At 41.2% G+C, this 23491-nt stretch carries 20 protein-coding genes and 2 CRISPR repeat arrays; of the genes, 12 read left to right on the top strand and 8 right to left on the bottom strand.

The features are described 5' to 3' along the window. The first annotated feature begins 55 nt into the window (after positions 1–55). The 12 genes from twy1 (at position 56) to OCC_RS04710 (ending at position 13542) form a co-directional block, all read left to right on the top strand. Positions 56–1033 carry a 4-demethylwyosine synthase TYW1 gene (twy1, locus tag OCC_RS04760; RefSeq protein ID WP_004067346.1) on the top strand — a complete coding sequence of 326 codons (978 nt, stop codon included), beginning with the start codon at positions 56–58 and terminating at the stop codon, positions 1031–1033. A gap of 83 nt (positions 1034–1116) precedes the next feature. Further along, the gene (locus OCC_RS04755; RefSeq protein ID WP_004067347.1) at positions 1117–3339 is read left to right on the top strand and encodes a prenyltransferase/squalene oxidase repeat-containing protein; all 2223 of its coding nucleotides are present in this window, start codon (positions 1117–1119) and stop codon (positions 3337–3339) included. Between the two features lie 7 nt (positions 3340–3346). Then, on the top strand, positions 3347–4450 hold the full coding sequence (locus OCC_RS04750; protein ID WP_004067348.1) for a tubulin/FtsZ family protein: 1104 nt from the start codon (positions 3347–3349) through the stop codon (positions 4448–4450). After that, entirely contained in the window at positions 4434–5051 is a 618-nt protein-coding gene (locus tag OCC_RS04745) for a hypothetical protein (RefSeq protein WP_004067349.1), read from the top strand. The genes OCC_RS04750 and OCC_RS04745 overlap by 17 nt, the downstream gene beginning before the upstream one ends. Before the next feature lie 36 nt (positions 5052–5087). Next, positions 5088–5789 carry a class III signal peptide-containing protein gene (locus OCC_RS04740; protein WP_004067350.1) on the top strand — a complete coding sequence of 234 codons (702 nt, stop codon included), beginning with the start codon at positions 5088–5090 and terminating at the stop codon, positions 5787–5789. 1 nt (position 5790) lies between these two features. Further along, positions 5791–6225, top strand: coding sequence for a hypothetical protein (locus OCC_RS04735; RefSeq protein ID WP_004067351.1), 435 nt, complete (start codon positions 5791–5793; stop codon positions 6223–6225). After that, positions 6194–6670, top strand: a complete 477-nt coding sequence (locus tag OCC_RS04730) for a hypothetical protein (protein ID WP_004067352.1) — start codon at positions 6194–6196, stop codon at positions 6668–6670. The genes OCC_RS04735 and OCC_RS04730 overlap by 32 nt, the downstream gene beginning before the upstream one ends. Then, positions 6667–8145 (top strand): hypothetical protein, encoded by a 1479-nt coding sequence (locus OCC_RS04725; protein WP_004067353.1) that lies wholly within the window; start codon positions 6667–6669, stop codon positions 8143–8145. Before OCC_RS04730 ends, OCC_RS04725 begins: the two co-directional genes overlap by 4 nt. Beyond that, positions 8142–10235 (top strand): hypothetical protein, encoded by a 2094-nt coding sequence (locus OCC_RS04720; RefSeq protein ID WP_004067354.1) that lies wholly within the window; start codon positions 8142–8144, stop codon positions 10233–10235. Before OCC_RS04725 ends, OCC_RS04720 begins: the two co-directional genes overlap by 4 nt. Continuing rightward, complete coding sequence (locus OCC_RS04715) at positions 10235–12745, top strand: DUF2341 domain-containing protein (RefSeq protein ID WP_004067355.1); 2511 nt, start codon at positions 10235–10237, stop codon at positions 12743–12745. The genes OCC_RS04720 and OCC_RS04715 overlap by 1 nt, the downstream gene beginning before the upstream one ends. Before the next feature lie 10 nt (positions 12746–12755). Beyond that, positions 12756–13010: a DUF2101 family protein gene (locus OCC_RS13095; RefSeq protein WP_020953665.1), complete on the top strand. Its 255-nt coding sequence runs from the start codon at positions 12756–12758 to the stop codon at positions 13008–13010. Further along, positions 12979–13542, top strand: a complete 564-nt coding sequence (locus OCC_RS04710) for a DUF2101 family protein (protein ID WP_020953664.1) — start codon at positions 12979–12981, stop codon at positions 13540–13542. The genes OCC_RS13095 and OCC_RS04710 overlap by 32 nt, the downstream gene beginning before the upstream one ends. Here OCC_RS04710 and OCC_RS04705 read toward each other — a convergent pair. From OCC_RS04705 to OCC_RS04675, 8 genes are all read right to left on the bottom strand, one after another. Beyond that, on the bottom strand, positions 13467–13754 hold the full coding sequence (locus OCC_RS04705) for a hypothetical protein (RefSeq protein WP_048874621.1): 288 nt from the start codon (positions 13752–13754) through the stop codon (positions 13467–13469). The two genes, OCC_RS04710 and OCC_RS04705, sit on opposite strands and share 76 nt — an antisense overlap. Positions 13755–14089: 335 nt before the next feature. After that, on the bottom strand, positions 14090–14656 hold the full coding sequence (locus OCC_RS04700; RefSeq protein ID WP_004067357.1) for a GMP synthase subunit A: 567 nt from the start codon (positions 14654–14656) through the stop codon (positions 14090–14092). A gap of 6 nt (positions 14657–14662) precedes the next feature. After that, positions 14663–15586: a glutamine-hydrolyzing GMP synthase gene (guaA, locus tag OCC_RS04695; protein WP_004067358.1), complete on the bottom strand. Its 924-nt coding sequence runs from the start codon at positions 15584–15586 to the stop codon at positions 14663–14665. Positions 15587–15660: 74 nt separating this feature from the next. Next, a complete protein-coding gene (guaB, locus tag OCC_RS04690) occupies positions 15661–17112 on the bottom strand; it encodes an IMP dehydrogenase (RefSeq protein ID WP_004067359.1) in 1452 nt (483 codons plus the stop codon). Further along, positions 17099–17293, bottom strand: a complete 195-nt coding sequence (locus OCC_RS04685; RefSeq protein WP_004067360.1) for a hypothetical protein — start codon at positions 17291–17293, stop codon at positions 17099–17101. Before OCC_RS04685 ends, guaB begins: the two co-directional genes overlap by 14 nt. Positions 17294–17724: 431 nt before the next feature. After that, positions 17725–20905: direct repeats of the CRISPR family, unit length 30 nt; unit sequence GTTCCAATAAGACTTTAAAAGAATTGAAAG. A 69-nt stretch (positions 20906–20974) separates the two neighbouring features. Next, positions 20975–21343 carry a hypothetical protein gene (locus OCC_RS04680; RefSeq protein WP_020953663.1) on the bottom strand — a complete coding sequence of 123 codons (369 nt, stop codon included), beginning with the start codon at positions 21341–21343 and terminating at the stop codon, positions 20975–20977. A gap of 50 nt (positions 21344–21393) precedes the next feature. Next, positions 21394–21771: a hypothetical protein gene (locus OCC_RS12230; RefSeq protein WP_148290407.1), complete on the bottom strand. Its 378-nt coding sequence runs from the start codon at positions 21769–21771 to the stop codon at positions 21394–21396. Positions 21772–21822: 51 nt separating this feature from the next. Next, a CRISPR array of direct repeats spans positions 21823–22465; the repeat unit is 30 nt; unit sequence GTTCCAATAAGACTTTAAAAGAATTGAAAG. Positions 22466–22487: 22 nt separating this feature from the next. Continuing rightward, on the bottom strand, positions 22488–23489 hold the full coding sequence (locus OCC_RS04675; RefSeq protein WP_004066071.1) for a formate--phosphoribosylaminoimidazolecarboxamide ligase: 1002 nt from the start codon (positions 23487–23489) through the stop codon (positions 22488–22490). Positions 23490–23491: the final 2 nt, after the last annotated feature.

Raw genomic sequence — 23491 nt, 5'->3', positions numbered from 1 at the left:
AAATATGTTGCAAAAATTTTTAAACTCTCTCTTGAAGCACAGTTAGGTGAGGCTAATGGATGTAAAACCAAACATGCCTGAAGAGATTGCAAATCTTTTTAAAAAGCAACATTACGCTCTCATAGGTCATCACAGTTCGGTTAAGCTCTGTCATTGGTTAAAGGAGAGTATAAAACATGATCGCTTTTGCTACAAGCAGAAGTTTTATGGAATTCAATCCCACCGCTGTCTGCAGATGACTCCGGTAACGGCATGGTGCACGCACAACTGCATCTTCTGCTGGCGCCCAATGGAAGGCTTTCTGGGAGTTGAGCTTCCACAGCCTTGGGATGAGCCAAGTTACATAGTTGAGAAGAGCATTGAAGCTCAAAGAAAACTTTTAAGCGGCTACTGGGGAATAAAAGACCAAATAAACGTCAAAAAGCTTGAAGAGGCCATGGAGCCCAAACATGCAGCAATAAGCCTATCCGGTGAGCCCATGCTTTACCCAATGATAGGAGACCTCGTCGAGGAGTTTCACAGAAGAGGGTTCACTACCTTCATAGTTACCAACGGCACGGAGCCAGAGGTTTTGGAGAAGATGATAAAGGAGAATAAACTCCCTACACAGCTCTACGTCTCTTTAACGGCTCCAGATGAAGAAACCTACCAGAGGGTAAACGTGCCAATGATTCCAGATGGATGGGAGAGGATAAACAGAACGCTTGAGCTTATGCGCGATCTTCCAATAAGGACGGTCATAAGGCTTACCCTTGTTAAGGGCGAAAACATGCACAATCCAGAGGGCTATGCAAAGCTCATAATGAAAGCTAAGCCAATGTTCCTCGAAGCTAAGGCTTACATGTTCGTGGGCTTCTCAAGGAACAGGTTAACGATCAACAACATGCCAAGCCATGGGGACATAAAGGCATTTGCCGAGGAACTTGTGAAATACCTCCCCGGATACCACATAGAAGATGAGTACCCCCCAAGCAGGGTTGTTTTGATAATGAGGGATGACATCAGCAAAAAGGATCGCTTTATAAAACACTAGCTCTTCTTCCGCAACCTTTATTTGTTTTGAGTGAGTAATACTTAATTAGGTAATTGGTAAAAGCTGGTTTAGAGGTGCCGAGAATGAAGAGAGTTGTTCCTGTCTTGCTTGTTGTGATGATGATACTTCCTTATGCCGGGGCAGTGCCTATTTTAGACTCATCAGTTAGATTCCTTCTTCAAGGGGAAGAATATGCAGAGACTACAGAAGAAATGAGCTTGTCTTTACTTGCTTTGACTATGAGCTATGGAATGGCCAGTAATTTGTCCATTGACAATATCACTTCCATAGCATATTCTTTGCTTTACAGACAAAATGAAGACGGAGGATGGGGATATTATGAAGGGAGCACAAGCAATGTTGTGGATACGTCCTATGCTATTATAGCGTTAAAATCGGCAATTTCATTGTACGAAAGAGGGACTTCCCCATATAGGGACATCTCTAATGCTGTTACCTCTGGAATAAGATTCTTGCTGAATTCTTACAGTGTGAATGGATGGGGATACGTTCCAAACACACTACCTGAGTTTTATCCAACAGTTATGGCTATCTGGGCACTTGGTGAGAATGGATACTCCGCAGAAAATGAGAACATAAAAAATGCAGTTGAATTCTTAGAAAATGTCGAAAAGACTGAACTGAGAGAGGGAAAAGCTCTGGCTTTAAGAATCCTGGCATATAAAAGTGTCGGTTATAAAATAGACTCCTCATTAATAGAAAAAGCATGGGAGCTCGTCAACTCCAAGGATATCACTATAGAAGAAAAAGCTCTACTTACATATGCTCTGCTGAACTATGAAGGGTTGAGTTTTAAAACTGCGGTTCTTCTTGCCGAACTTGAGAATCTAAAGGATGAAGATAGTTTTGTTTATTGGGCAAATAAACCTGAGGGATTAGTCGAAAGAGACGTTATAACAACTTCAGCTCTGGCAACATTAGATATTGGATATGCAGAACTGGGTCTGCCTCCAGCATTAGCGAGTTTTTCTAGAGAGTTATGCTCCGTTATACTTTCATCTCAAAATCCAGATGGAGGATGGAGTTATCTTGAGGGATACCCCTCAAACGAGATTGCAACGTATTATGTTCTTTCAAACATTGAGTACTGTTTCTCTCGTGAAGGAGTAGACAAAGCTCTGGAATGGGCGAGAGAAAAATTATCAGTAAACAAAAAAGAAGTTCTAAGGAAAAGAGAGCTTTCTCCAAGGTACGTGTATAATATTTTGCTCTTGGCTAGGTTCAATATGCTTGACGGAAACGAGAAAAAGGAAAATATAGAGATTATAAAAAGCCTAAAGCTTAAGGATGGGTTATGGGGAAATGTTCTAGGCCCACAGCCCAAAGATACGGCATTGGCAGTAAAGGCTCTCTTAGCTCTAGGCGTGCCTCCTAGTGACCAAGACATTCAAGAAGCCAAAAGATGGTTGCTTTCAATCTCGGAAGGCGGGTGGGGGACTTATGTCCAAACAGAATACTACCCGTACATGATTACTCCAGAAGTAGAAACCACTCTTGAAGTTCTTGAAGCATTACTCCCCATTTCCAGCAAAGATGAGTTGCAACGTAACATAGAGTGGTTAATAGACCAAAGGGGAACTGATGGAAGGTGGGCTAATGTAAAGGAATTACATATCTATAATGTCTTGATATACGAAGGGGAACCTAGAACAGATTTAACTGCTAGGGCAATTGCTCTTCTGAGTTCTCTTGGCTACAACTATCGTGATGAGTTCATCAGTTGGGTCATGGATCACAGAAATGAAATAACAAGCAGAGGAAACTTGGTTGAAATTCCACTTATATTGAATGTTCTCTACACCCCAACGTATGGGATAGACATCTGGTGGGTTAACAGAGTTTTGGAAAAAGAAGACTTTAAAGTTGTTTACACCTCCGGAAAGTACTACACCGCTAGCTTTGTCCGGAACGCACTAGAAAAACACCTTAATAGAACACTTCCACTGTCAGAGTTTGAGGGATTTAAGAACTCAAACTATGTAATTATAGGAGGTTTAGATGATTTTAACATAAGTGAATATAATCCAGCAGTCTCAATGGAAGTAGAGAATTCCAAACTAATTGTAAACGGGCATTATTATCCTCTTAAAGATTCAGGGGTAATCGTTGCTGGAAAACATGAACAAAATTACATGCTCTTTGTTCTTTACAATGGAAGCTCTAGAGTGGTTAGGGAGATATTTGATTTAGGTATGTTCAAGTATTTCAAAGGGCCTGCTGTTGTTGCATGGTACCGGTACGATACTCCTTGGACTCCAGAATTAATGGGAGAATTCGTGAGGTGAAATTACTGTGAGGGCTTTAATCATTGGAGTTGGTCAGTGCGGAACGAAGATAGCTGACCTATTCGCTTTAGTTGATTTTGAGGCACTAGCCATAAACACTTCCAAGAGCGATCTAGAGTATTTAAAGCACATTCCAGAGGAGAGGAGAATACTCGTTGGGGAAAGCTTAACTGGTGGAAAAGGGGTAAACGCCAATCCAGTACTGGGAAGGGAGGCTATTAAGAGGGATCTGCCATTGGTAATGAAAAAAATAAGCTCCATGGTCGGCTACAGCGACGTTGATATCTTCTTTCTAACATTTGGCTTCGGAGGAGGGACTGGAGCAGGTGGGGCTCCAGTCTTGGCAGAGGCACTAAAGGAAGAATACCCTGATTCTCTTGTAGTTGCCATAGGTGCTCTGCCCCTGAAGGAAGAGGGCATAAGGCCCACAATAAACGCGGCAATAACCATAGACAAGCTCTCTAAGGTAGTTGACTCGATAATAGCGATAGACAACAACAAGCTGAAGGAAAGTGCAGAGGATATATCCAAAGCTTATGAAAAGATAAACTACACGATAGTTGAGAGAATAGCCTCCCTTTTGGCTTTAATAGATGTTCCAGGTGAGCAGACGCTTGACGCAAGTGACTTAAAGTTCGTTCTCAACGCCTTTGGAAGCTTTGCCACAGTGGGCTATGCGAAAGCTGAGGCTAATAAAGTTAAAAACCTCTCTCGCCTAATCTTAAAGTCCTTTGAAAATGAAGGGCTCTACCTTGAGGCTAACATAGAGTCAGCCCTTTATGGATTGGTTGCCATCCATGGCCCACCAGAGCTCCTAAAGGCAAAGGACATCTTTGAAGCCCTTGAATATCTAACAAGAAAAATAAAGGGCAAGCAGATTTTCCGCGGCTTTTATCCAGATCCAAGGGAGAAGGAGATAGAAGTTGTGACACTTTTGAGCGGTATATACGAGAGCAAGAGCATAGAGGATATAGTGGTTACTGCCAAAAAATACGCCCATGCATTTATGAAGGCAAAGGAAGAAGCCGAAACAAAGAAAAAAGAACTTTTAACTGGATTGCCGGACTTTGACGACATCTATCCAGGTGAGGTTGATGAAAGACTCGGTTGAAGTAGCTTTAGAGCTCAATGAGAAGGAGGTTTATGCGCATATAGCCAAGGAAAGTGCGGAGGACATGATAAGAATAATCTCCTCAATAGACGCTGAGAGGGCAAAGAACAGGGGAGAAGTGATATACTATGAAGACGATTGGGACGATTTAATAAGGCAGAGGATCGCAAAGGGAAAAAGGCACACGGCATTTGACTTTTACAATCCTTCTCTTCTCACGATATGGGAGAACAAAGTTAAAGATATGAAAAGGGTTAAGAACACTTTCAAGCTCGGCTTAGCTTTAATTGGCGCTTTCATAGCTTTGGGAATTAGTCTTACGATAATCTACTCTGAGCCATGGCTTCTTATACCATTAAGCGCCCTTCCAATTGTAGTATTCTTAATTGACTACAAGAGGCACGCCCTAGATATAAGCTACTACCAGCTCACCCAGCTTTTCATCGATGAGTTAAGGGAGCTCTTGAAGAAGCATGAGCTGAATGCGGAGCAGTATAAATTTAAGATCTTCAATCACGACTACTTTGGAGTCTCAATTAAAAAGCTCGGAGGGAATGTTTTTGGAGTTGTAAAGGGGGAGAACAAAGAAAGTGTTAAATAACTTGACGGTGTTTATTATTAGTAAGTGGTGAGAAATATGAAAAAAGGCCAAATCTCGCTTGAGTTTCTCTTTATCTTCGTGCTGTTTATGGTACTTCTAACCTTCTCAATTAGGAATATAACTTTCTCAAGCGAACAGTCTTCGGATATGTTGAGAATTCAGGTTAGTGAAGAGGCAAAGCTGTTCGCGAACACCATTTCCAATGCAATTTCCCAAGTTTACGCCCAAGGGCCGGGAGCAAAAGCAACGGAGTACTTCACGTTCAAATATCTGAGGGATAAGTACTTTCTCCAGAAGGCCTTTGGGATGGATGAAGATCCCTATCTTGTGGTTGGATACCAGAATGGGACGTATGTTATAATACTGGAGCTGAACAACACCCTGAACTTTACTAAGTACGATACCTCCACAAGTGTGCTTTCTGGAATTGTAAGTAAGCAAGACGAGAGTGAAACAACTAAGAAAAACTTTTTCTTTGCTCAATCTTTGTATCACAAGGATTTGAGCAATCTCACGGTGTATGGAGACGCTTTAGTTAGCATTCAATACAACGGAACCCTCTATTCGCCAAGTATCTTAACCCTGAATCTAACTCCCTACAATGGTGTATTGCTTTTCCCTGATGTAACCCCAACGACTCTGAAGATAGTTGTGGAGTGGAATCCCGATAAGAACGAAACCTGGGTGTTTAACTCCACAAGTGGAGAGCTCAAGATAAACATTAAGCCCGGTGGTTAGCATGAGGGCTCAGATAAGCTTGGACTTGCTTTTTGCGTTTGTGCTGGTAACCTTAACAGTGTTAAATCTCATTTATCTCTCAAACAGTGAGATAGCCCATGCTGAGAGCTTTGATGTAATGGCAAAGGTTAGGGTATTCTCAGCTGAGATAGTTGATCATACCGCAAAACTCTATGCTGTGGGTGAAGGCTACAGCCTTAAGGAGGAGCCCCCGCAAATAGAGGGTGCAGAGTTTAATATAACCTTCAATGGAGCAGAAAACAAAATAATAGTAAACGTAACGGTAAGCGGAAAGAGCTACTGGGTTGTTAAGAACTCAACAGTTCCCATAGCTAACGCATCGATAGTTGTTGAGAGCAACGATACATTTTGGATAAAAACCGTGAAAGTAGGTGATATGCTCTATGCGAACATCACGAGCTCAGACAGCAATTGAGATGGTGTTTATCCTCTCGATCATTTTCATCGGATTGATCCTTATTATCCCATCCTACACAGACAACAGTACGAACATGGCGATAGTTAGTGCTGTTAGGAGTTCAACATCCAAGGCTATTACCTACCTAAACACGGGCGTAATGAGCGACGAGGAGCCCTACACTCTGCTAAACTCGGTGATGGAGGAGATTCATAATGCTGAGGGGAATCCTCACCTGGCAATCAAAACCCTAGAATCCGAAGAAAGTGAAAGAGATGCCAATATAACCATAACCATAAGCACCCCATTTTCCTCCGTGGCAAGCATCGCTAACTTAAATGAAACGATAAAGGACTTTATTGAGAAAGATTTACTTCAGAGCTTTAGGTTTACAAACTCCTCGGGAACCCTAAAGTATGGCGGAAAGGTCGTGAGGATAAAGGTGAGGGTGGAGAGAGGATGAGAAAAGGTCAGTTGCTTTCGATAGATGCCCTGCTTTCATTGGTTATCGTTGTAATGGTCGTTGGGGTAGTGATGAACACGAACGATATGATTAGGGCTGAGATAACCAACCTTTTGGACTGGTATGATAGGGCAAACATAGCCAATAACATGCTCGATGTTTTGACCAAAAATCCCGGATATCCAGAGGATTGGGAGGAGAATGTGAGCGGTGTTAAAATGATTGGATTAAGGCATGGAAATTACTCTTACGCCTTGGATTATGAAAAGATACTTGCTCTTAATAGGTCAAAGGGGAACTTAACGGAGATATTTGACCAGTTGGCGAGAGGAAAAGATTTTATGTTTGAATTTTACGTTTCAAAGTTTAACGTGAGTGTTAAAGGGAGGTTCCCGAGGGTTTATCTATATAACAAGACTTTTAAGGGATTAGGGCCTGGAGCAGAAACTGTAAATTTTGTAATATCCACTGATGATAACCCCGGCATGGATCCAGACCCCTTTTCGGTCAGTTATATATACCTTCGACATAGTGGGAATATCTTCATCAATGAAGAAATTTGTGATTTAATTAGTGGCAACAGGATAGACCTCCATCAAGGTGATTACCTAAAGTTTGTAGTTGCAGAACCTGTTTATGTATTGGCTAGAAGGGCTGAACAAGAGAAATATTTAATCCCCAGTAACTCGATTATTGAAATTTATATAGATATAGAGGTAAGCAAGGGGTTTCAAATGAATTTTGGAAGAGGGAACTGTGAAGAAGGGGACATAAGATTCAGCATAACTGGCCATGGCTCACTAATAATAACAGTTTCCTCATATGATAACACCTTCCCCAACCTTACCTCCACCTACAACCGCTCCAGAGACTTTTATGACTTGAGTGAACCTCTCTACACTATTGCATTCATAAACAAGACCTTTGTAGAGGATGAAGCGACGATAAAAGCATCTATGCAAAGATCACCTTGGATTGAGCCTGTTGAGAGGACTTTTGTATTTTTAAGACCAGTATACAATCTTTCTGCTGGACCTTCAGACGAAGAGCCTCTCGTTTACGGGTTTATGAAGTACAAGGTCATGGATGGGGAAGTGGTCAGGATCAAAGTTAACTCATCAAGTTATGGAAACCTAACTTTAATAAGCCAGCTTGGCACCGAGATAAGAGGATTCTTCGTTTATGGGAATCAAAGCGATTTAAATGCAACGCTTGTATGGTACGAATATGAAAACGAAACCAGAACCCAGAAGTTGAAGTCATACAAGGGCTTCAACGGGACAATAACAGTTCCCTTTAAGGAGCTCTTTGGATCGACGGATACTCAGAACAAGATACTCCTTTTATGGCTTTACTCCTTAGAAGGCTGGTCAAGGGATGAGGTTGAGATCGAGTTTATTCCGGAGATAAGGTACATGCTTGAGCCCAAGTTTGACGATGCTATAATAAAACTTCTCGTGTGGGATGACAGATGAGGAGGAGAGGGTTTGTATTCACGCTTGATGCTCTGCTGTCGTTGATTTTGGTTGTGGTGTTTGTTAGTGGCATGGTTGCTATTATAGATAATACAAATGTTTACACGACTTCATTAAGAGAGGGGAGCAAGTACAAAGCTGAAGATGTTCTCACAACCCTAAGAAATGTTCCTCTTAAGGAGCTTGTTCCTCCAGAAATTTTGGAAAACTGGAGCAATAGTGGTGTTCTCGATGAGCCTCTTGTGACCCCAGACATGAGTCCCCTTGATATAATCGCCACTTACTGGGCAACTAGGGATCTTTTCCCCGAGAAAAACCTCACCCATAAGGCGGAGCTGATTCTGGGATACCTTTTGAACAAGACTCTTGAGGGCTACTACTATGAACTGCTTATAAACAACTACACGAGCTCTTATCTTAGAAAGGTCGGCGGGGATTACTCAAAGGCTTTTGAGGTTTCTCCCGCAACGCTCACCTTGAGCGGATACAAGTACAACCAGACGCCGAGGGGATACATGGCGAGAGCGTATTTGACGAGAGCAACTGTTGAGAGAGAGGAGCTTTATGGGTGGTTTAGAGTCCTTGCGGGTGCTGATGATGGATACAACGTGCTCAATATAACTAGAGTTATATCTCTTCCTATGGATGCAACTCCAATTAGTGCTGATGGAAAGTTTGTCTCAAGGCGGGAGGAACGCATCGATGTCTATATAAATAACAGTTGGATCAGTAGGAGCTATGGCCAAGTTAACCTAAACAACCTAGAGGATTATCTCGGAAAAGGGGACAATATTATATCCCTAGTATTTTCTAGAGGATCTGATGAAATAGGTTCCGCGAGTGGCACTACGCTGTACATTAAATATAACAGCAGCAGTTTCAGTGTGGAAGATCCGGGGATGGTAAAGGTGTATGATGTTACCTCGGATAGAACAGGAATAATGTATTTATTTGAAACTTTTGTGCCTGGAAATATAACATCAATAAACATGAAATTTGAAATCTACAACATAGGGAAAGTTCGTCTCTACTATGGGTTTGGAGGAGATTTAACGCTTCTTTATGAAAAAGATGGAAACACAAATGGAAATGCTACAATAGAGTTTACAGACAGCGAAATAAAGAGTGCATTGAGCAACATTGGTGTAACTTATGAGAACCTCAGCAAGATGGTTTTTGATTTCGTCGTTGGATTTGATGCCTATTATGATGATGGAAACTGGTACTACGAAGGTGACGATTACAATGATGGAGCAAATAGGGAGCGGAGGATTTATGGTTATCCAGACTCTTACGTCAAAATTGACTATATTCCAAAAATCTTAACAACCCAGTACAGCATTCCCTTATCAGTTTACTTCCCCTACGGCGATCCAAGGGTCACATACGATGGGAGTGGGCTTCAGGTAAGGTATTCCTTGCCAGAAAATACTACCGCATGGTACGCTGATTTCTGGGTGGGGTATAGATTTGTAGGCTATTCAACTTATCAGGAGCTCTGGGAAAACGACCAAATGTTCTATCGGGGACCTTTAGGGAGATATGCCATTAGAGTAGCGTATACAAGGCTCTACGACTGGATGATGGTTCCAGGGCAGGAGAACACTTTTGAAATCAGAATGACTGGTGGAAGCTCCTATGTTAGAGATGGAGAAACAAGGGGTATCATAAAATACTTCATCCAGGGATATGCTGGGTATGGAGACGTATTTCCCTACTTGCTCCAGGGTTATTCGACATACAGAGGATACAATCTAACTTACTACTACAACGGTTCCTCCAGAATTGTGGAAAAGAATATACTTGTTGGGGATCCTCCATATAGGTCTATATCAATTGACGACCTCAACCCTGATACAGAGAGAGGTTATGCTGTTGATGATGCAATCTTGAGACTCTTCGATAAACTCAACTATAGGGAGGACTCAAATCCCGGAGAATGGAGAGAAACGCCCTTCGATGGCTCTCAGAGTAATCCGATAGACGTTGATCTTTCAGAAGAGGTTAAAATTTCTTTCGTTGATATGGGGGAAATTCCGGGACTTTTTGAGCCTGTACAGATTACCCTGAGAGTATGGAGGGAGGACTGATGAAGAGGAGAGGTTTTATTTTAAATTCTGCCGTTTTAGTCCTTCTCATTCCTATGCTACTTCTTTTAGCGACTTACGAAGATGTTTCTTCTCAGATATTCCAGGCACAGAGCGAAAGAGTTCTTGTGGAAAGGAGCTTTAGAGGAATTGCATACTTTGACTCTGATTTTCAAAAGGCACTTGAAATTTCCGGAAAAAGAGCATTAATAGCCGCTATAGACTATGTTACAGTCACTGGGGAATTTATAAAACAGAAAATGGCTAACGAAACCTTGAAAGATTTAATTCTCTTTGGAACCAGTGAGGAGCTTTCTGGCTATGAGAATTTGGAGACGATTATGCAAAACCAGACCATTGCAAGATGGCTCGCTTTAACAAGGGACTATCTCCTTGAGCAGGGATTTTTGATAGAGCAGAGCGACGAGGAGATATTGAACAACATAAACCTCACCGTCGGTGTTCTTGATTCCTTCACCATTTTCGTGAAGGCAAGAATTCCCAACATAACGGTGAGGGATTTTAACGGCAAGATAGTTTACAGCGGCTCCATCCCAAAGAGCGGCAACTACACTTATGCGTTTATAGACATTAGAAACCTCGAGGATCCACTATTCCCTCCAATGACGGGAGGAAGATATTCGAGATCTATTAGGGCTTGCCTTTACCCATATCCCGAGCTGATAGGAAAGCCAATAAAGGTACTCGAAGGAAATGGTAGCAGTGATAAGCAATATTTACTTGGGAACTTCTCGAGAAACGTTAATAAAACTTACATTTACTTTGGTGACTTTTATCCTGGTGATGGCGCCCTCGCTTACGTGCTTTTAAATGGCTCTCTTGAAGAAACGGATCGCCCAATAATTGTGAATACTAGCATAGGTGGAATCTCGATCTCTCCGGTGAATGTATTCAATGAGAGCGATGCGGGGGTTTTAGTCTTCAAAAACCTTAGTGCTGGGAGTGAAAAGGGAGGATGGTGTGCTTTGAGCTACAACTACAGAGTTAACATCACCATAAATAACCCCAGCTCAACAACTCTAACGAACTTTCAAGTTCCAATAACTCTGGAGCTTTCTTCCAATAAAATTTCCTTGCCTCAAACTCCAAATATCATGGTTTACGATGAAGACTGCAATCCAATTAATTTCTGGGTTGAGGAATGGCAGTTCAGTTCTCAAGGAGCTTGGGACAATGTTGATGCGTTAATATGGGTTAACGTGACTCTTCCTGCAAAGGGTGAAAAAACAATAAGCATATACTTTGATAGCAATGCAGTTGAGAATTGGGGAAATGCAAGCAAAGTATTCGACTTCTACGATGACTTTGAGTCATGGGAAGGTTGGCAAGATTATGGAAATGGTGTCGTAGAGCAATCAAGTGAACAGGCTTATGAAGGAGATTATAGCCTTAAAAAGGATCAAAACAATGATCCCAACGGTGGGGAAAAGCTCATTGGTAAAACCATTGGAAGGGGATACATATTAGAAGGATACATTTACAGACCAAGCAACTGGGGGGGAGGAAATCAGGACAGGCTTGGATTGGAGGAAAAGGAGGGTTCAGAATACAAAGGCTACACTATGGGAGTTGTCCACAACATTAACAATCCAAACAACGAGCAGATAAAGATAGACAGAAGGGATCCAAGCGATCCAAGCGTTCAAAGGATTGGATATACGTATATTCGTGTTCCCGAAGATGAATGGTACTTCTTCAGGATGATACTCGATGATCTTCAACTTACCTTCCAGATCTACACGCAAGGAAGCGCCGGTTGGGCACTTAGGTACTTCACTACTTCAACGCCATATGCCCAAGTTTTGGCTAGTGACTCTACTTACAACTCCTTTGATCGCGTAGTCATACATGGCGGTTATGAGTACTACGTTGATTCTCTGAGAATTCGCAAATACGCCGATCAAATGCCAAGTGCCAGTGTTTCGGACACAATAGAAACCAAACCTGCAGAATCTGTCGGTATAAAACCCTCCTCTGCAAAAGCCTACGATCTTCAGCCCTTCCTCAGCTGCCTCTTGGAGCAGATGTACTTTGGGGTATACAACGGATGGTCTATATTTGAGAGACTTGAAGGGAGCTATAAGAACCACGAAAACTACGAAGAGCTGGCAAATAAAACCCAAGATGAGCTTGGAATAAGTTATGAAAATAAACATTATCCAATTGGTTTGGTGAGCTTCTTGATTCCACACGATTCCTTTGACAGCAAGCTCTCTACGCTCTTTACTTCAGGCCTAACGGCTAGACCGTTAAAAGAAGGTCAGAGCAGTGCTGACTACTATTTCCTTCAATATTACTTTGGTAATGGGAATGAGACGAATGGCTACAGAATGTGGGGGGTTTCATATGGAACATTTGACACTCCCTACTTCATTTTCAGTCCACCTGGTGATTTATCTTTCATTCCCTTCTTCCTTGACAATCAGACAGCACTTTCAATATTAGGCAAAGAGGCGGCATGTGACCTGCTTGTGAACTACCCATGTAGTTGAGGTGAAAATCATGAGCCTTGATGAAATCCTCTACAAATTGGGTGAAGCAGCCGAATCCTTCGCCGTGAAATCAGCAAAGTGGACAAAAAGAATCCTAGATGAGATAATCAAACCCACTCCATCAAAAACTCCACCCAAGTTCAAACTCCTCAGGAAGCTAATAAAGAGGGAACTCACAGCCCATGAGCTCTTAAGCTTGAGCATTCAGCTTTCCTTTATCGTATTATCTCATATTGTCCTTCCTCCTAGTCCTCTTTGGAAGTGAGCTTTACCTTGCTCTGCTTTTTGCCCTTTATTTCGCTTATCTGAGATACATCATCTTAAAAAATCGAGAATTCTTTATTGAGGTCGAGCCTTACAGGTTCTTTTATTACGGACTAACGGTAATCGGCTTTTTGTCCTTTCTTGGATATCTCTTGGTGAGAAAGCTCGCAAAGAACGTCTACTATTTTTATGCCTACCTGGTGATTATCTTTATAGCTGTGCTGGGGTTTAGATACCTCTATAAATCAAAGTTCACCAGAGACTGGACTTATGGGGTTGTGGAAGAAGTCAAAGGCGAACTTGTAAGGATAGATGTCCACGATGACATAAGGGCCAACGTTAAGCCCGGTAAGTACTGGGTCGAAAGCGCGGAAGATGTTGAAGTGGGCGATATAGTGAAAGTCCTCGTGGAGGAGAGGATATTCAGGAGCTCTATCCCAAAAAGGATCCTAGAGGTTCATAAAGCAAAGCCCCCATCATCGGAAACATCAACGGAGCCAAAGGCCGAGAGTGAGAGCAGTAGCAGTAAATAAATCGTTGTGTAAGGTTCTTTTTTGTAAGTTTTCGCGGACCCCTTTCCATCTTTAATCACAAGGGGCTCTACTTTCTCTTCTGGGGGGAATATGATTATTTCCCCCTCTCTGACATCAAAATCCCACCCAAGCCCTTTGCAAACTATCTCAATAAACTCTGCGGCTTTTTTAGGCTTTCTAATGTGTATGTGGTAGTAAATAGTATACCCCATGTTTCTCACCCTTTACATTTTAAAATAGTAAGAAAACAAAATTTAAAAAAGTTTTGTTTTTATGATTGAGAGTTTACTTCAGACAAAAAACAAAGGACGATTATTCTTCAAACTCCCTAATATCTTTGATATAAAAAGCAGTTTCGAGTACTTTTATCCTCCATGTTGCCTGTGTCTGCATAAATCATTTCAACTCCTCCAGTGCTTGGTTTAGTATATTCTTCTTGAGTTTTCAATTGTTTTGTTTGGGAGGTTTCCTCCCTCATCTTTTTTGGAATTTATAGCCTGCCCCTAGGATCTATTTTTGAGAACATCTATTTCCACCGTAATAAAAATCAAAGCTCCCTACAGAGCCTGGCAAAGTTTCTGTAAATCTCGCTTCCCATCTCTGTGTGTGCAACCTCCGGATGGAACTGAACCCCATAAATTGGAAGTTCTTTGTGCTTCATTGCTTCAACAGGGCAGAACTCGCTCTTAGCTAGGAGTTCAAACTCTTTTGGGAGTTCTTTAACCTCATCCATGTGGCTCTCCCAGACTTTAAGCCTCTTTGGGAGCCCCTTGAAGATATCGTTTTCCTTGATTATCTCGACCTCAACAAGGCTGTATTCTGCTTTTTCTCCCCTACCAACTTTGCCGCCAAAGTGCTTTGCTATGAGCTGATGTCCCAAACATATCCCAAGTATAGGCACGTTGAAGTCTTCGTAGTTCTCTAAGATAGCTTCACAATTTCCAGTTCTTTCCAAATCCGGCCCACCTGAGAAGATGATTCCTTTGGGGTTCATCGCCTTTATCTCTTCAAGCGGTGTTGTGTTTGGGATTATTTTCGCCTCAACGCCGAGGTAGCGTAGGGTTCTCCAAATCCTGTGCACGTACTGCCCGTGGTTGTCCATTATGACGATCATTTCGCATCACTCAAACTCAATTGTAGCTGGAGGTTTGTTAGTTATGTCATAGAGAACCCTTCCTACTTGTGGAATTTCGCTCGTTATCCTGAAAGCTATCCTCTGGAGCACCTCAAAGGGAACGTCCATTGCATTTGCTGTCATGCCGTCTAGGCTCTCGACAACTCTGACGGCTATTGTTTCTTTGTATGCCCTTATATCTCCCTGCACACCAACTGTCTTAACTCCTAAAAGCACGGCAAAAGCCTGCCATGGCTTTAGACCAGCTTTTTCAATCTCTTCCTCCACTATTGCATTAGCTTCCCTTACTATGGCTATTTTCTCCGGTGTCACTTCCCCAATAACCCTTACTGCCAATCCTGGGCCCGGAAATGGCATGCGCTTGTATATCTTCTCCGGCAAACCGAGTTCCCTTGCAACTTCTCTCACCTCGTCTTTGTAGAGGTCCCTTAGGGGCTCTATGAGCTTTAGGTTCAATCTCTCTGGCAAGCCGCCAACATTGTGGTGGCTCTTTATCTTCCCTTGGCTTTCGATCCAGTCTGGAGCTATAGTGCCCTGAATTAAGAAATCGGCGTTGATTTCTCTCGCCACTTCCTCAAAGACATCTATGAACGTTTTTCCTATGATTTTTCTCTTTTTCTCTGGATCAGTTACACCTTTAAGTGCCTCAAAAAACCTCTCTTGGGCATCTACATAGATTAGGTTTAGACCAAACTCATCTCTGAAAGTTTTTATAACGAACTCGGGCTCTCCTTTCCTCAAAAACCCGGTATTCACGAAGACCGCATAGAGCCTATCACCAATGGCTTTGTGAGCTAATATTGCCGCTGTTGAGCTATCCACTCCACCGCTTAGTGCTATTATTGCCTTTCCATCTCCAACGGTCTCTCTAATTTCGTTAACTTTCTCTTCAATAAATTTCTCCCACATGAGCGTCACCTTCGACATAAAATTGTAAATATGCGTTTAAAAATTTTGCTATTTTGAACATAAAAATGTAAAAATCACCTTTCGAGAGGATAATTTGGCGCCTCGTTTGTTATTGCTACATCATGGGGATGGCTTTCTCTAACTCCTGCCTGGGTTATTATCACGAACTGCCCCTTTTCCTTAAGTTCTTCAATGTTTCTTGCTCCAACGTATCCCATTCCAGCCTTTAACCCACCCACAAGCTGGTAAAGCACTTCACTTACTCTACCTTTGTAGGGGACAACCCCCTCAATCCCCTCTGGGACGAATTTCCTCGTTTTCATGTGTCCTTTCTGGTAGTACCTCTCCGCTCCTCCTTTCATCATTGCCCCCAAGCTTCCCATTCCTCTATATTGCTTGTATTTCCTTCCGTTTATTGTGACTTCCCTTCCGGGAGCCTCTTTAGTTCCCGCTAGAAGGTTCCCCAGCATAACCGCATCTGCTCCTGCCGCTATAGCCTTGACGATGTCCCCGGAATACCTTATACCACCGTCTGCTATTACTCTAATACCGTATTCCTCAGCCCTATCTGCCACCATGGAGATTGCCGTTATCTGCGGAACTCCAACTCCCGCTACAATTCTTGTCGTGCAGATGCTTCCCGGTCCAATTCCCACTTTAACTGCGTCTGCAAAAGTTAAGTCGTCAACAGCCTTTGGGTTTGCTATGTTTCCAACTATCATCTCTGCGTCGATTTTGCTTCTCATTTCTTTCATTGCCTTTATTGCTTTGAGGTTGTGTGCATGAGCGGTATCGACAACAATAATATCTGCTTCCGCCTTATCTAGGGCAAGTGCCCTCTTTATGTCAAAAGGAGACACTGCAGCGGCAACTATTAACCTGCCGTCTTTGTCCCTAACTGCGTTTTTGTGCTTTTTCCTAGCTAAGAGGTCGCCAACGGTTATAATTCCAACCAGTTTGCCCTCTTCATTTACTATTGGTACCCTATCTATATTGTTCTCTATCATTAGGCCCATTATCTCCTCTATGCTGGCAGTTTCTCTTGCCGTTATGACTTCCTTCGTCATCACATCTCTGACCCTTTGTCCTTCTCTGGTCGTTATGTCGGTTTTTGTTACTATCCCGACTATTTCTCCATTTTCGATAACTGGTAATCCGTCTATGCCTTCTCTTTCCATTAAAAAGAGTGCATAGTCTATGCTTTCCTCTGGAGAAATCGTGATAACCTCTTCTATGGTTTCTTCCCTTTTCACTCTTTTTACCATTTCCACCTGCTCTTCTATGCTCATGTTCCGATGGATAACTCCCAGCCCACCTTCCCTTGCCATGGCTATTGCCATTTCCCATTCCGTAACTGTGTCCATTGCGGCACTAAGAATCGGAATGTTGAGCTTTATCTTTGAAGTTATTTGGGTAGAAACGTCGACATCCTTTGGCTCGACTTCAGTTGCCTGCGGAATTAAAAGCACATCATCAAAGGTGTATCCCTTTATTGCATTAACAAGCTTTTGTTCAAATTTTCCCATTCTTTTTCTCCTCCTCACCCTTTTTATGGTGAGAAGCCATGGGTCTTTTAAAGTTTACTGTGCCAAAATTTATGCTCGAAACCCCATGAATGATCAAATTTTTGTTAAAAATTGAGGTTAAGGGGTGAAGCGAGGTGTTCTCGGCTCTCGTTGTGGGTCTTGATTTTCCAATTTTTCCCATTCTAGTGGTCTTATTTTCAAATCAAACCCCTTGCAGCAGTCTGGAAGTCTTTAGTAACTGGAAGTTACTATCAAACAGGAGGTTATGATATTTTGAGGTTTTTGTAACGAAATTTTTTCGGAATTTTGAGCGGAGGCTTATTAGAAATCCTTTGATATCCTCTCCTCGTGGAAATTTAACCTTTTTGGATTTAAGGATGTTTTAAGGCTTTATTTTTGATTTTACCTTTTGTTTTGTCTCTGGAAGTCTCGTGAACATTTTTGTGCATGAAAGAAAAGTAGTAAATTCGGGCAAGTGAGTGCTTTGAAGTCTTTTCTAGTGGCTTGGATTCGAGCCTTCTTATGGCTGTTTTATTGACCCTTTGTGGAAAGGCTTATAAATTTCAAGCTCTCTAATTACTTTATAGGGAGTTTAGAGGAAAATTCGTCCCTGTTCCAATAAGACTTTAAAAGAATTGAAAGAAATAAAATGAAAAACTGATTTTAAATCATCGAAGAGTTCCAATAAGACTTTAAAAGAATTGAAAGACGCTTTAGGGGAAAATCAACAAAGTGGGCGCCTTCGGCGCCCGTTCCAATAAGACTTTAAAAGAATTGAAAGCAAATAAATCTAGTGCGACCTAAGTAGAGCTTCCCAATGTTCCAATAAGACTTTAAAAGAATTGAAAGAACAAACAGCAAGCACTACATCAACAAAGTCTTCAACGTTCCAATAAGACTTTAAAAGAATTGAAAGCTGCTTCATGAAATGTTAGTATGAACCCAAGTGTTATGTTCCAATAAGACTTTAAAAGAATTGAAAGTAATATCGTCGACGGCCTAGCTAAAGCCATAAACACCGGTTCCAATAAGACTTTAAAAGAATTGAAAGTCGCTAGAAAATGGTACGGCTTATTTTGTAGTATTCGCTTCGTTAGTTCCAATAAGACTTTAAAAGAATTGAAAGCTATTAAGGCCTTCGAAAAGGTGTTAAACCGTGCAGAAAGTTCCAATAAGACTTTAAAAGAATTGAAAGCGGTCTAAAGGGACGCGTTCACCGTCTAAGTCCGGTTCCAATAAGACTTTAAAAGAATTGAAAGTTTATCACCATCTCCTTTAATTAAATAATTGGGGGTAGTGTTCCAATAAGACTTTAAAAGAATTGAAAGCGCCCCGGATGACCCTAACCGTCTCTATATACCGGCTTTCAAGTTCCAATAAGACTTTAAAAGAATTGAAAGCTATTGTAACCCTATCCGCGCCGTAGACTTTAATAAATGGTTCCAATAAGACTTTAAAAGAATTGAAAGTAGAATTTTCGAACACGAATTAAAAGCCCAAGGAATCGTGTTCCAATAAGACTTTAAAAGAATTGAAAGTATTCTTTTCTTTCTTCGGCTATTTCTCTAGGTGGTAAGTTCCAATAAGACTTTAAAAGAATTGAAAGCCAGAACGGCCGATAAGCCCGAAAACCTTCAAGGTTTGTTCCAATAAGACTTTAAAAGAATTGAAAGTTCGCTAGCTTTTCGCTCATTCGTACCCGCCCCCGTATGTTCCAATAAGACTTTAAAAGAATTGAAAGTCTTTTCTAGTGCTTTAGCCCATGCGTTAAGCTCGGACGTTCCAATAAGACTTTAAAAGAATTGAAAGGCTATACTTTAAGCTAAGGGACATAATGAACCCCGAAACGTTCCAATAAGACTTTAAAAGAATTGAAAGATAAAACCCGGTTATTTGAGAATAACCAGCTGGTAGTGAGTTCCAATAAGACTTTAAAAGAATTGAAAGTTTATATAAATATCGTAGTTATTTCCGTTTTTCTTGAAGTTCCAATAAGACTTTAAAAGAATTGAAAGTTTCTAAAACCCCCCCAGACAAAACGCTTAATTTAGAGGTTCCAATAAGACTTTAAAAGAATTGAAAGTTCATTTACCTTTTGGTGGTCGCGGATTTTTAGGAATTCCGTTCCAATAAGACTTTAAAAGAATTGAAAGACAGTTTCCGTTTTTGGTTTAGCCGTATGGGCTATTTCGTTCCAATAAGACTTTAAAAGAATTGAAAGATCAGTAGAACCATCAAGAGTTTACGTAGTGGTTAGCGGTTCCAATAAGACTTTAAAAGAATTGAAAGTTGCATAGCGCACTTTCAACTTCTTGATCACTTCGAGGTTCCAATAAGACTTTAAAAGAATTGAAAGTACAACGAGACCATCACCTTGAACGTGAGCGCAACTAAGTTCCAATAAGACTTTAAAAGAATTGAAAGTCGGTTATATTAAAAGCTGTGCTAAAGTGTCTTTCGTAGTTCCAATAAGACTTTAAAAGAATTGAAAGGAGCTTGAACTCATCGATAATTGTTGCTGAACTCTGGGTTCCAATAAGACTTTAAAAGAATTGAAAGGATTTTATAGGAATACGCCCGTATTTGACGATAAAGGGTTCCAATAAGACTTTAAAAGAATTGAAAGGAAGCAATAGCTCCAACTTGGTATCCCTCATATTCGACTATGTTCCAATAAGACTTTAAAAGAATTGAAAGTAAACTCGGCGAACACCCTATCCGTATCTCCCCTAAGTTCCAATAAGACTTTAAAAGAATTGAAAGTAAATACAAGCAGTACAGAAACAAACAGCATTAATGTACGTTCCAATAAGACTTTAAAAGAATTGAAAGCAAGTAGATTTCGTACTGGTAACTGTCCCTTAGCGGGAGTTCCAATAAGACTTTAAAAGAATTGAAAGAAAGTTTTTGATTTTGTTGAAACTCAGGATGGCTGGAAGGTTCCAATAAGACTTTAAAAGAATTGAAAGAATATCAAAGTTTGTCCCTGCTATGTTTAACCTCCCAGTTCCAATAAGACTTTAAAAGAATTGAAAGGGGCTGGGACTACACTTATTGTTGCAGAAAAACTCGGAGTTCCAATAAGACTTTAAAAGAATTGAAAGGTAGTCGAAAGTGTACGATATCGGGACGAAACCACCTGTTCCAATAAGACTTTAAAAGAATTGAAAGAATATTGCCCGTCTGCACGTGCGAATGTCGCTTTCAGCGTGTTCCAATAAGACTTTAAAAGAATTGAAAGAAAATTGAATAGGTAAATAATTGTTTAAGACTTTTGAGTTCCAATAAGACTTTAAAAGAATTGAAAGCTCTTTGACTCCGTTACTCCGGGTGGTACATTAATGCTGTTCCAATAAGACTTTAAAAGAATTGAAAGATCTGGGAGTTTGTCACTGACAAGATAAGCCCAGAACAAGTTCCAATAAGACTTTAAAAGAATTGAAAGTCAATTTCATGCTCAAAAGATGATATAACAATTGAAGCGTTCCAATAAGACTTTAAAAGAATTGAAAGTTGTTTGTATTTTACAACTCCAGACTTTACCCATGCTGTTCCAATAAGACTTTAAAAGAATTGAAAGACCATTATATCTACTGTTCCCGTGTCCCTAAACTTTGTCGTTCCAATAAGACTTTAAAAGAATTGAAAGATGAAGGGTAAGACACTACATCTTAATAACGCTTTCGCGTTCCAATAAGACTTTAAAAGAATTGAAAGTTATCCAAGGGAACGGGAGCGCAAACATAAGGATGTATTACGGCAAGTTCCAATAAGACTTTAAAAGAATTGAAAGATTATTATGGTGGGCAAATTGTCAAAACTCTTGAAATTGTTCCAAGGGCGTGTTTAGTTTCACCCCCTGTTATTTAAACAGTATTTGACTCTGAGGAGGATTTTCAGACCATAACACATTACCCCAAGCAAAATTCGGGTTACAGTAGTCTTTTTCAGAAAACAGGGGGATTCTACTGCCAAACCAAGTTGTAAACGCACCCCAGAACCCCTCATGAGGATTCCTATACCTGTACTCTTCTTCAGAAAACACTCTATCTCTCTTCTTACTACCAAAACCACCTGGAGGGTTCTTAGTTTTCTTAACAATCGGCCGATAACCCTTTTCCACCACAGTGTTCAGAACTTTCTTTGAATCATAAGCCCCATCAGCATAAAAATTCCCAGAACCCTCCGGCAGGAGTTCAATCAGCTCGTTCTCAGAAGTCGTGATCTTCACAGCAACCGGATACAGTAAACCCGGCAGGATTCTCGTTATTGCCTGAACTTCTATCCTGTCCTTTTTTTATTTGTGATAATGGTTGAGTCTGCTTGAGTGCTGGCGTAGGGTAATTTCTGGAGTTTTTTCAGGAGGTGGTTTGTCAGTTCTTCGAGGTTCAGCTTTTTCTCCCAGTTGTGGAGGGTTGAGTAGTGAATGTTTGCTCCGAAGAATTTTCTGCCGTAGTGCTGGGCGTCTCTGAGGGGTAGGTTGTAGTATTGTTTAAAGAGGAGTATTGCCAGTATTGTTTTTACTGGAAATTTTTTGGATTTTGGTAGGTTCTTCAGCTTTCCTTCTGATTCGAAGTCTGCTAAAACGTCGAGGATTATGAATGCCACGCTTTCAGGGTCTTTGAGTCTGTGATCCCATCTGGGGATCACGACAACCACCTGAAAGAATTCAGCAAAAACCCTAATAAAGGTTACTATAAACACGCCCATTGTTCCAATAAGACTTTAAAAGAATTGAAAGAGGGAGTTCTTGAAGAGAGTAAGCGAGGCTCCCGGTTCCAATAAGACTTTAAAAGAATTGAAAGCCGACTATGGCTGTAGAATAGTCACCTTCCTTAGCTGGTTCCAATAAGACTTTAAAAGAATTGAAAGAGTGTTCCGGCGACTTGGTCAGCGAGTTGTTCTGGGCGTTCCAATAAGACTTTAAAAGAATTGAAAGCTCAGCAACATGTAGAGTACTCCAACGCCTATTAGAACGTTCCAATAAGACTTTAAAAGAATTGAAAGAGCACAGACTGGCATTATGTTCTTAAGGCGTCAGGATGTTCCAATAAGACTTTAAAAGAATTGAAAGGGAGTTGGAACAATAGCCGGTGCGGTTATCGGTGGAGTAAGTTCCAATAAGACTTTAAAAGAATTGAAAGCTTAAGAACCGCAAAACGACCATTTACCTCTTGGACAGTCGCCGGGTTCCAATAAGACTTTAAAAGAATTGAAAGTCTTGAACTTCAAAAGCAAACTTCTTAACATCGTCTAGTTCCAATAAGACTTTAAAAGAATTGAAAGGGAGGATCACGGTATAAGGATACCTGGAAACCTTCCAGTTCCAATAAGACTTTAAAAGAATTGAAAGAGCCTTAGTTGGAGTAGCAAAGCTAAGTTAAGATCTCGTCAAGTCTATCTTCTTCAATTGCCTGCCTTATCTCTCTGGCAATTCTCCTTCCAGTGCTCATTGGCTCGTTGTATCTGAGCCATGTGTAAGGGGAGCCGTTTATGAAGGGATTCGTCCCGGCAACGATTCTCGCTGAGATTTCAAACACCACGAATTCCATGTCCTCTGTGATGACTCCCTCAAGGCAGAAAGGCCCCCAAAGTCCTCCCATAAGTTTTTCCGCAGCTTTTACTGCTCTTTCTCCAGCCTCGATTATATCCATGAGCAGGCTTTCTCTGAGCACTATTGGTATGTTTCCCACAACTGTGTAGCTCGTCTCCACCCCAATTTCAAACTGTTGCTCTGCACTTATCCTTCCTATTGCATCTGCATTGCTTTCGTATCTCTTATCTATGCTCATAAGCTCAAGCTCTTTGTTGAGCTTCGAGTAGAAGAAGTGTGGGTAAACGGGAACACCTATGACGTATTCCTGTATCTGGATATGCTTTAGGTCTTCTTTGTCCTTAATCCCAAGCTTTGAAGCTTTTTTCCAGAACTCTTCTGGTGTTTGGGCTAAGAAATACCCTCTGCCACCTTTCGCTCCGTGGGGCTTTACTATCACGGGTCTATCTATATCATCAGGGTCTTCAATGACCTCGGGAGCCCTTATTTTTGCTTCCAAGAGCCATTTTCTCTCAAGATCCCTATCGCTTTCCCACCGAAGAACTCCCTTGTTTCCATAGTATAGCGCTCTCATGCTCTCAACTCTCTCGATGCCGAGATAAGCAACAAAAGAACCGGTTGGAATGACTATTGCGTTCCTCTCGATAAGTTCCTTCTCGGGATAATCCTTGGCGATAAATTCATCGGCAACGGGAAAGTATTTTGTATACAGTGGTTTTACCCTCGCCTTTCCAAAAGCTATTGTTTTGAACCCCTCTTGCTTTGCTCCGTGAAGTATTTGAAGTGCAGAGTGAGAGGCGTATGTTCCAATCCTAAACTCCATTT

The sequence above is a fragment of the Thermococcus litoralis DSM 5473 genome, assembly GCF_000246985.2.
Taxonomy (GTDB): Archaea; Methanobacteriota_B; Thermococci; order Thermococcales; family Thermococcaceae; genus Thermococcus_A; species Thermococcus_A litoralis.
Note: the sequence above shows the minus strand (reverse complement) of the source record. Positions and strands in the feature narration are given on the sequence as shown.

Bases quoted from the DNA above. Each gene is read 5' to 3' on its own strand.
- OCC_RS04730 (WP_004067352.1), top strand. From the start codon at position 6,194: ATGCGAACATCACGAGCTCAGACAGCAATTGAGATGGTGTTTATCCTC.
- OCC_RS04700 (WP_004067357.1), bottom strand. From the start codon at position 14,656: ATGATCGTCATAATGGACAACCACGGGCAGTACGTGCACAGGATTTGG.
- OCC_RS04675 (WP_004066071.1), bottom strand. From the start codon at position 23,489: ATGGAGTTTAGGATTGGAACATACGCCTCTCACTCTGCACTTCAAATA.
- OCC_RS04685 (WP_004067360.1), bottom strand. From the start codon at position 17,293: ATGGGAAAAATTGGAAAATCAAGACCCACAACGAGAGCCGAGAACACC.
- twy1 (WP_004067346.1), top strand. From the start codon at position 56: ATGGATGTAAAACCAAACATGCCTGAAGAGATTGCAAATCTTTTTAAA.
- OCC_RS04715 (WP_004067355.1), top strand. From the start codon at position 10,235: ATGAAGAGGAGAGGTTTTATTTTAAATTCTGCCGTTTTAGTCCTTCTC.
- OCC_RS04745 (WP_004067349.1), top strand. From the start codon at position 4,434: ATGAAAGACTCGGTTGAAGTAGCTTTAGAGCTCAATGAGAAGGAGGTT.
- OCC_RS13095 (WP_020953665.1), top strand. From the start codon at position 12,756: ATGAGCCTTGATGAAATCCTCTACAAATTGGGTGAAGCAGCCGAATCC.
- OCC_RS04720 (WP_004067354.1), top strand. From the start codon at position 8,142: ATGAGGAGGAGAGGGTTTGTATTCACGCTTGATGCTCTGCTGTCGTTG.
- OCC_RS04705 (WP_048874621.1), bottom strand. From the start codon at position 13,754: ATGGGGTATACTATTTACTACCACATACACATTAGAAAGCCTAAAAAA.
- OCC_RS04740 (WP_004067350.1), top strand. From the start codon at position 5,088: ATGAAAAAAGGCCAAATCTCGCTTGAGTTTCTCTTTATCTTCGTGCTG.
- OCC_RS04725 (WP_004067353.1), top strand. From the start codon at position 6,667: ATGAGAAAAGGTCAGTTGCTTTCGATAGATGCCCTGCTTTCATTGGTT.
- OCC_RS04735 (WP_004067351.1), top strand. From the start codon at position 5,791: ATGAGGGCTCAGATAAGCTTGGACTTGCTTTTTGCGTTTGTGCTGGTA.
- OCC_RS04755 (WP_004067347.1), top strand. From the start codon at position 1,117: ATGAAGAGAGTTGTTCCTGTCTTGCTTGTTGTGATGATGATACTTCCT.
- guaA (WP_004067358.1), bottom strand. From the start codon at position 15,586: ATGTGGGAGAAATTTATTGAAGAGAAAGTTAACGAAATTAGAGAGACC.
- guaB (WP_004067359.1), bottom strand. From the start codon at position 17,112: ATGGGAAAATTTGAACAAAAGCTTGTTAATGCAATAAAGGGATACACC.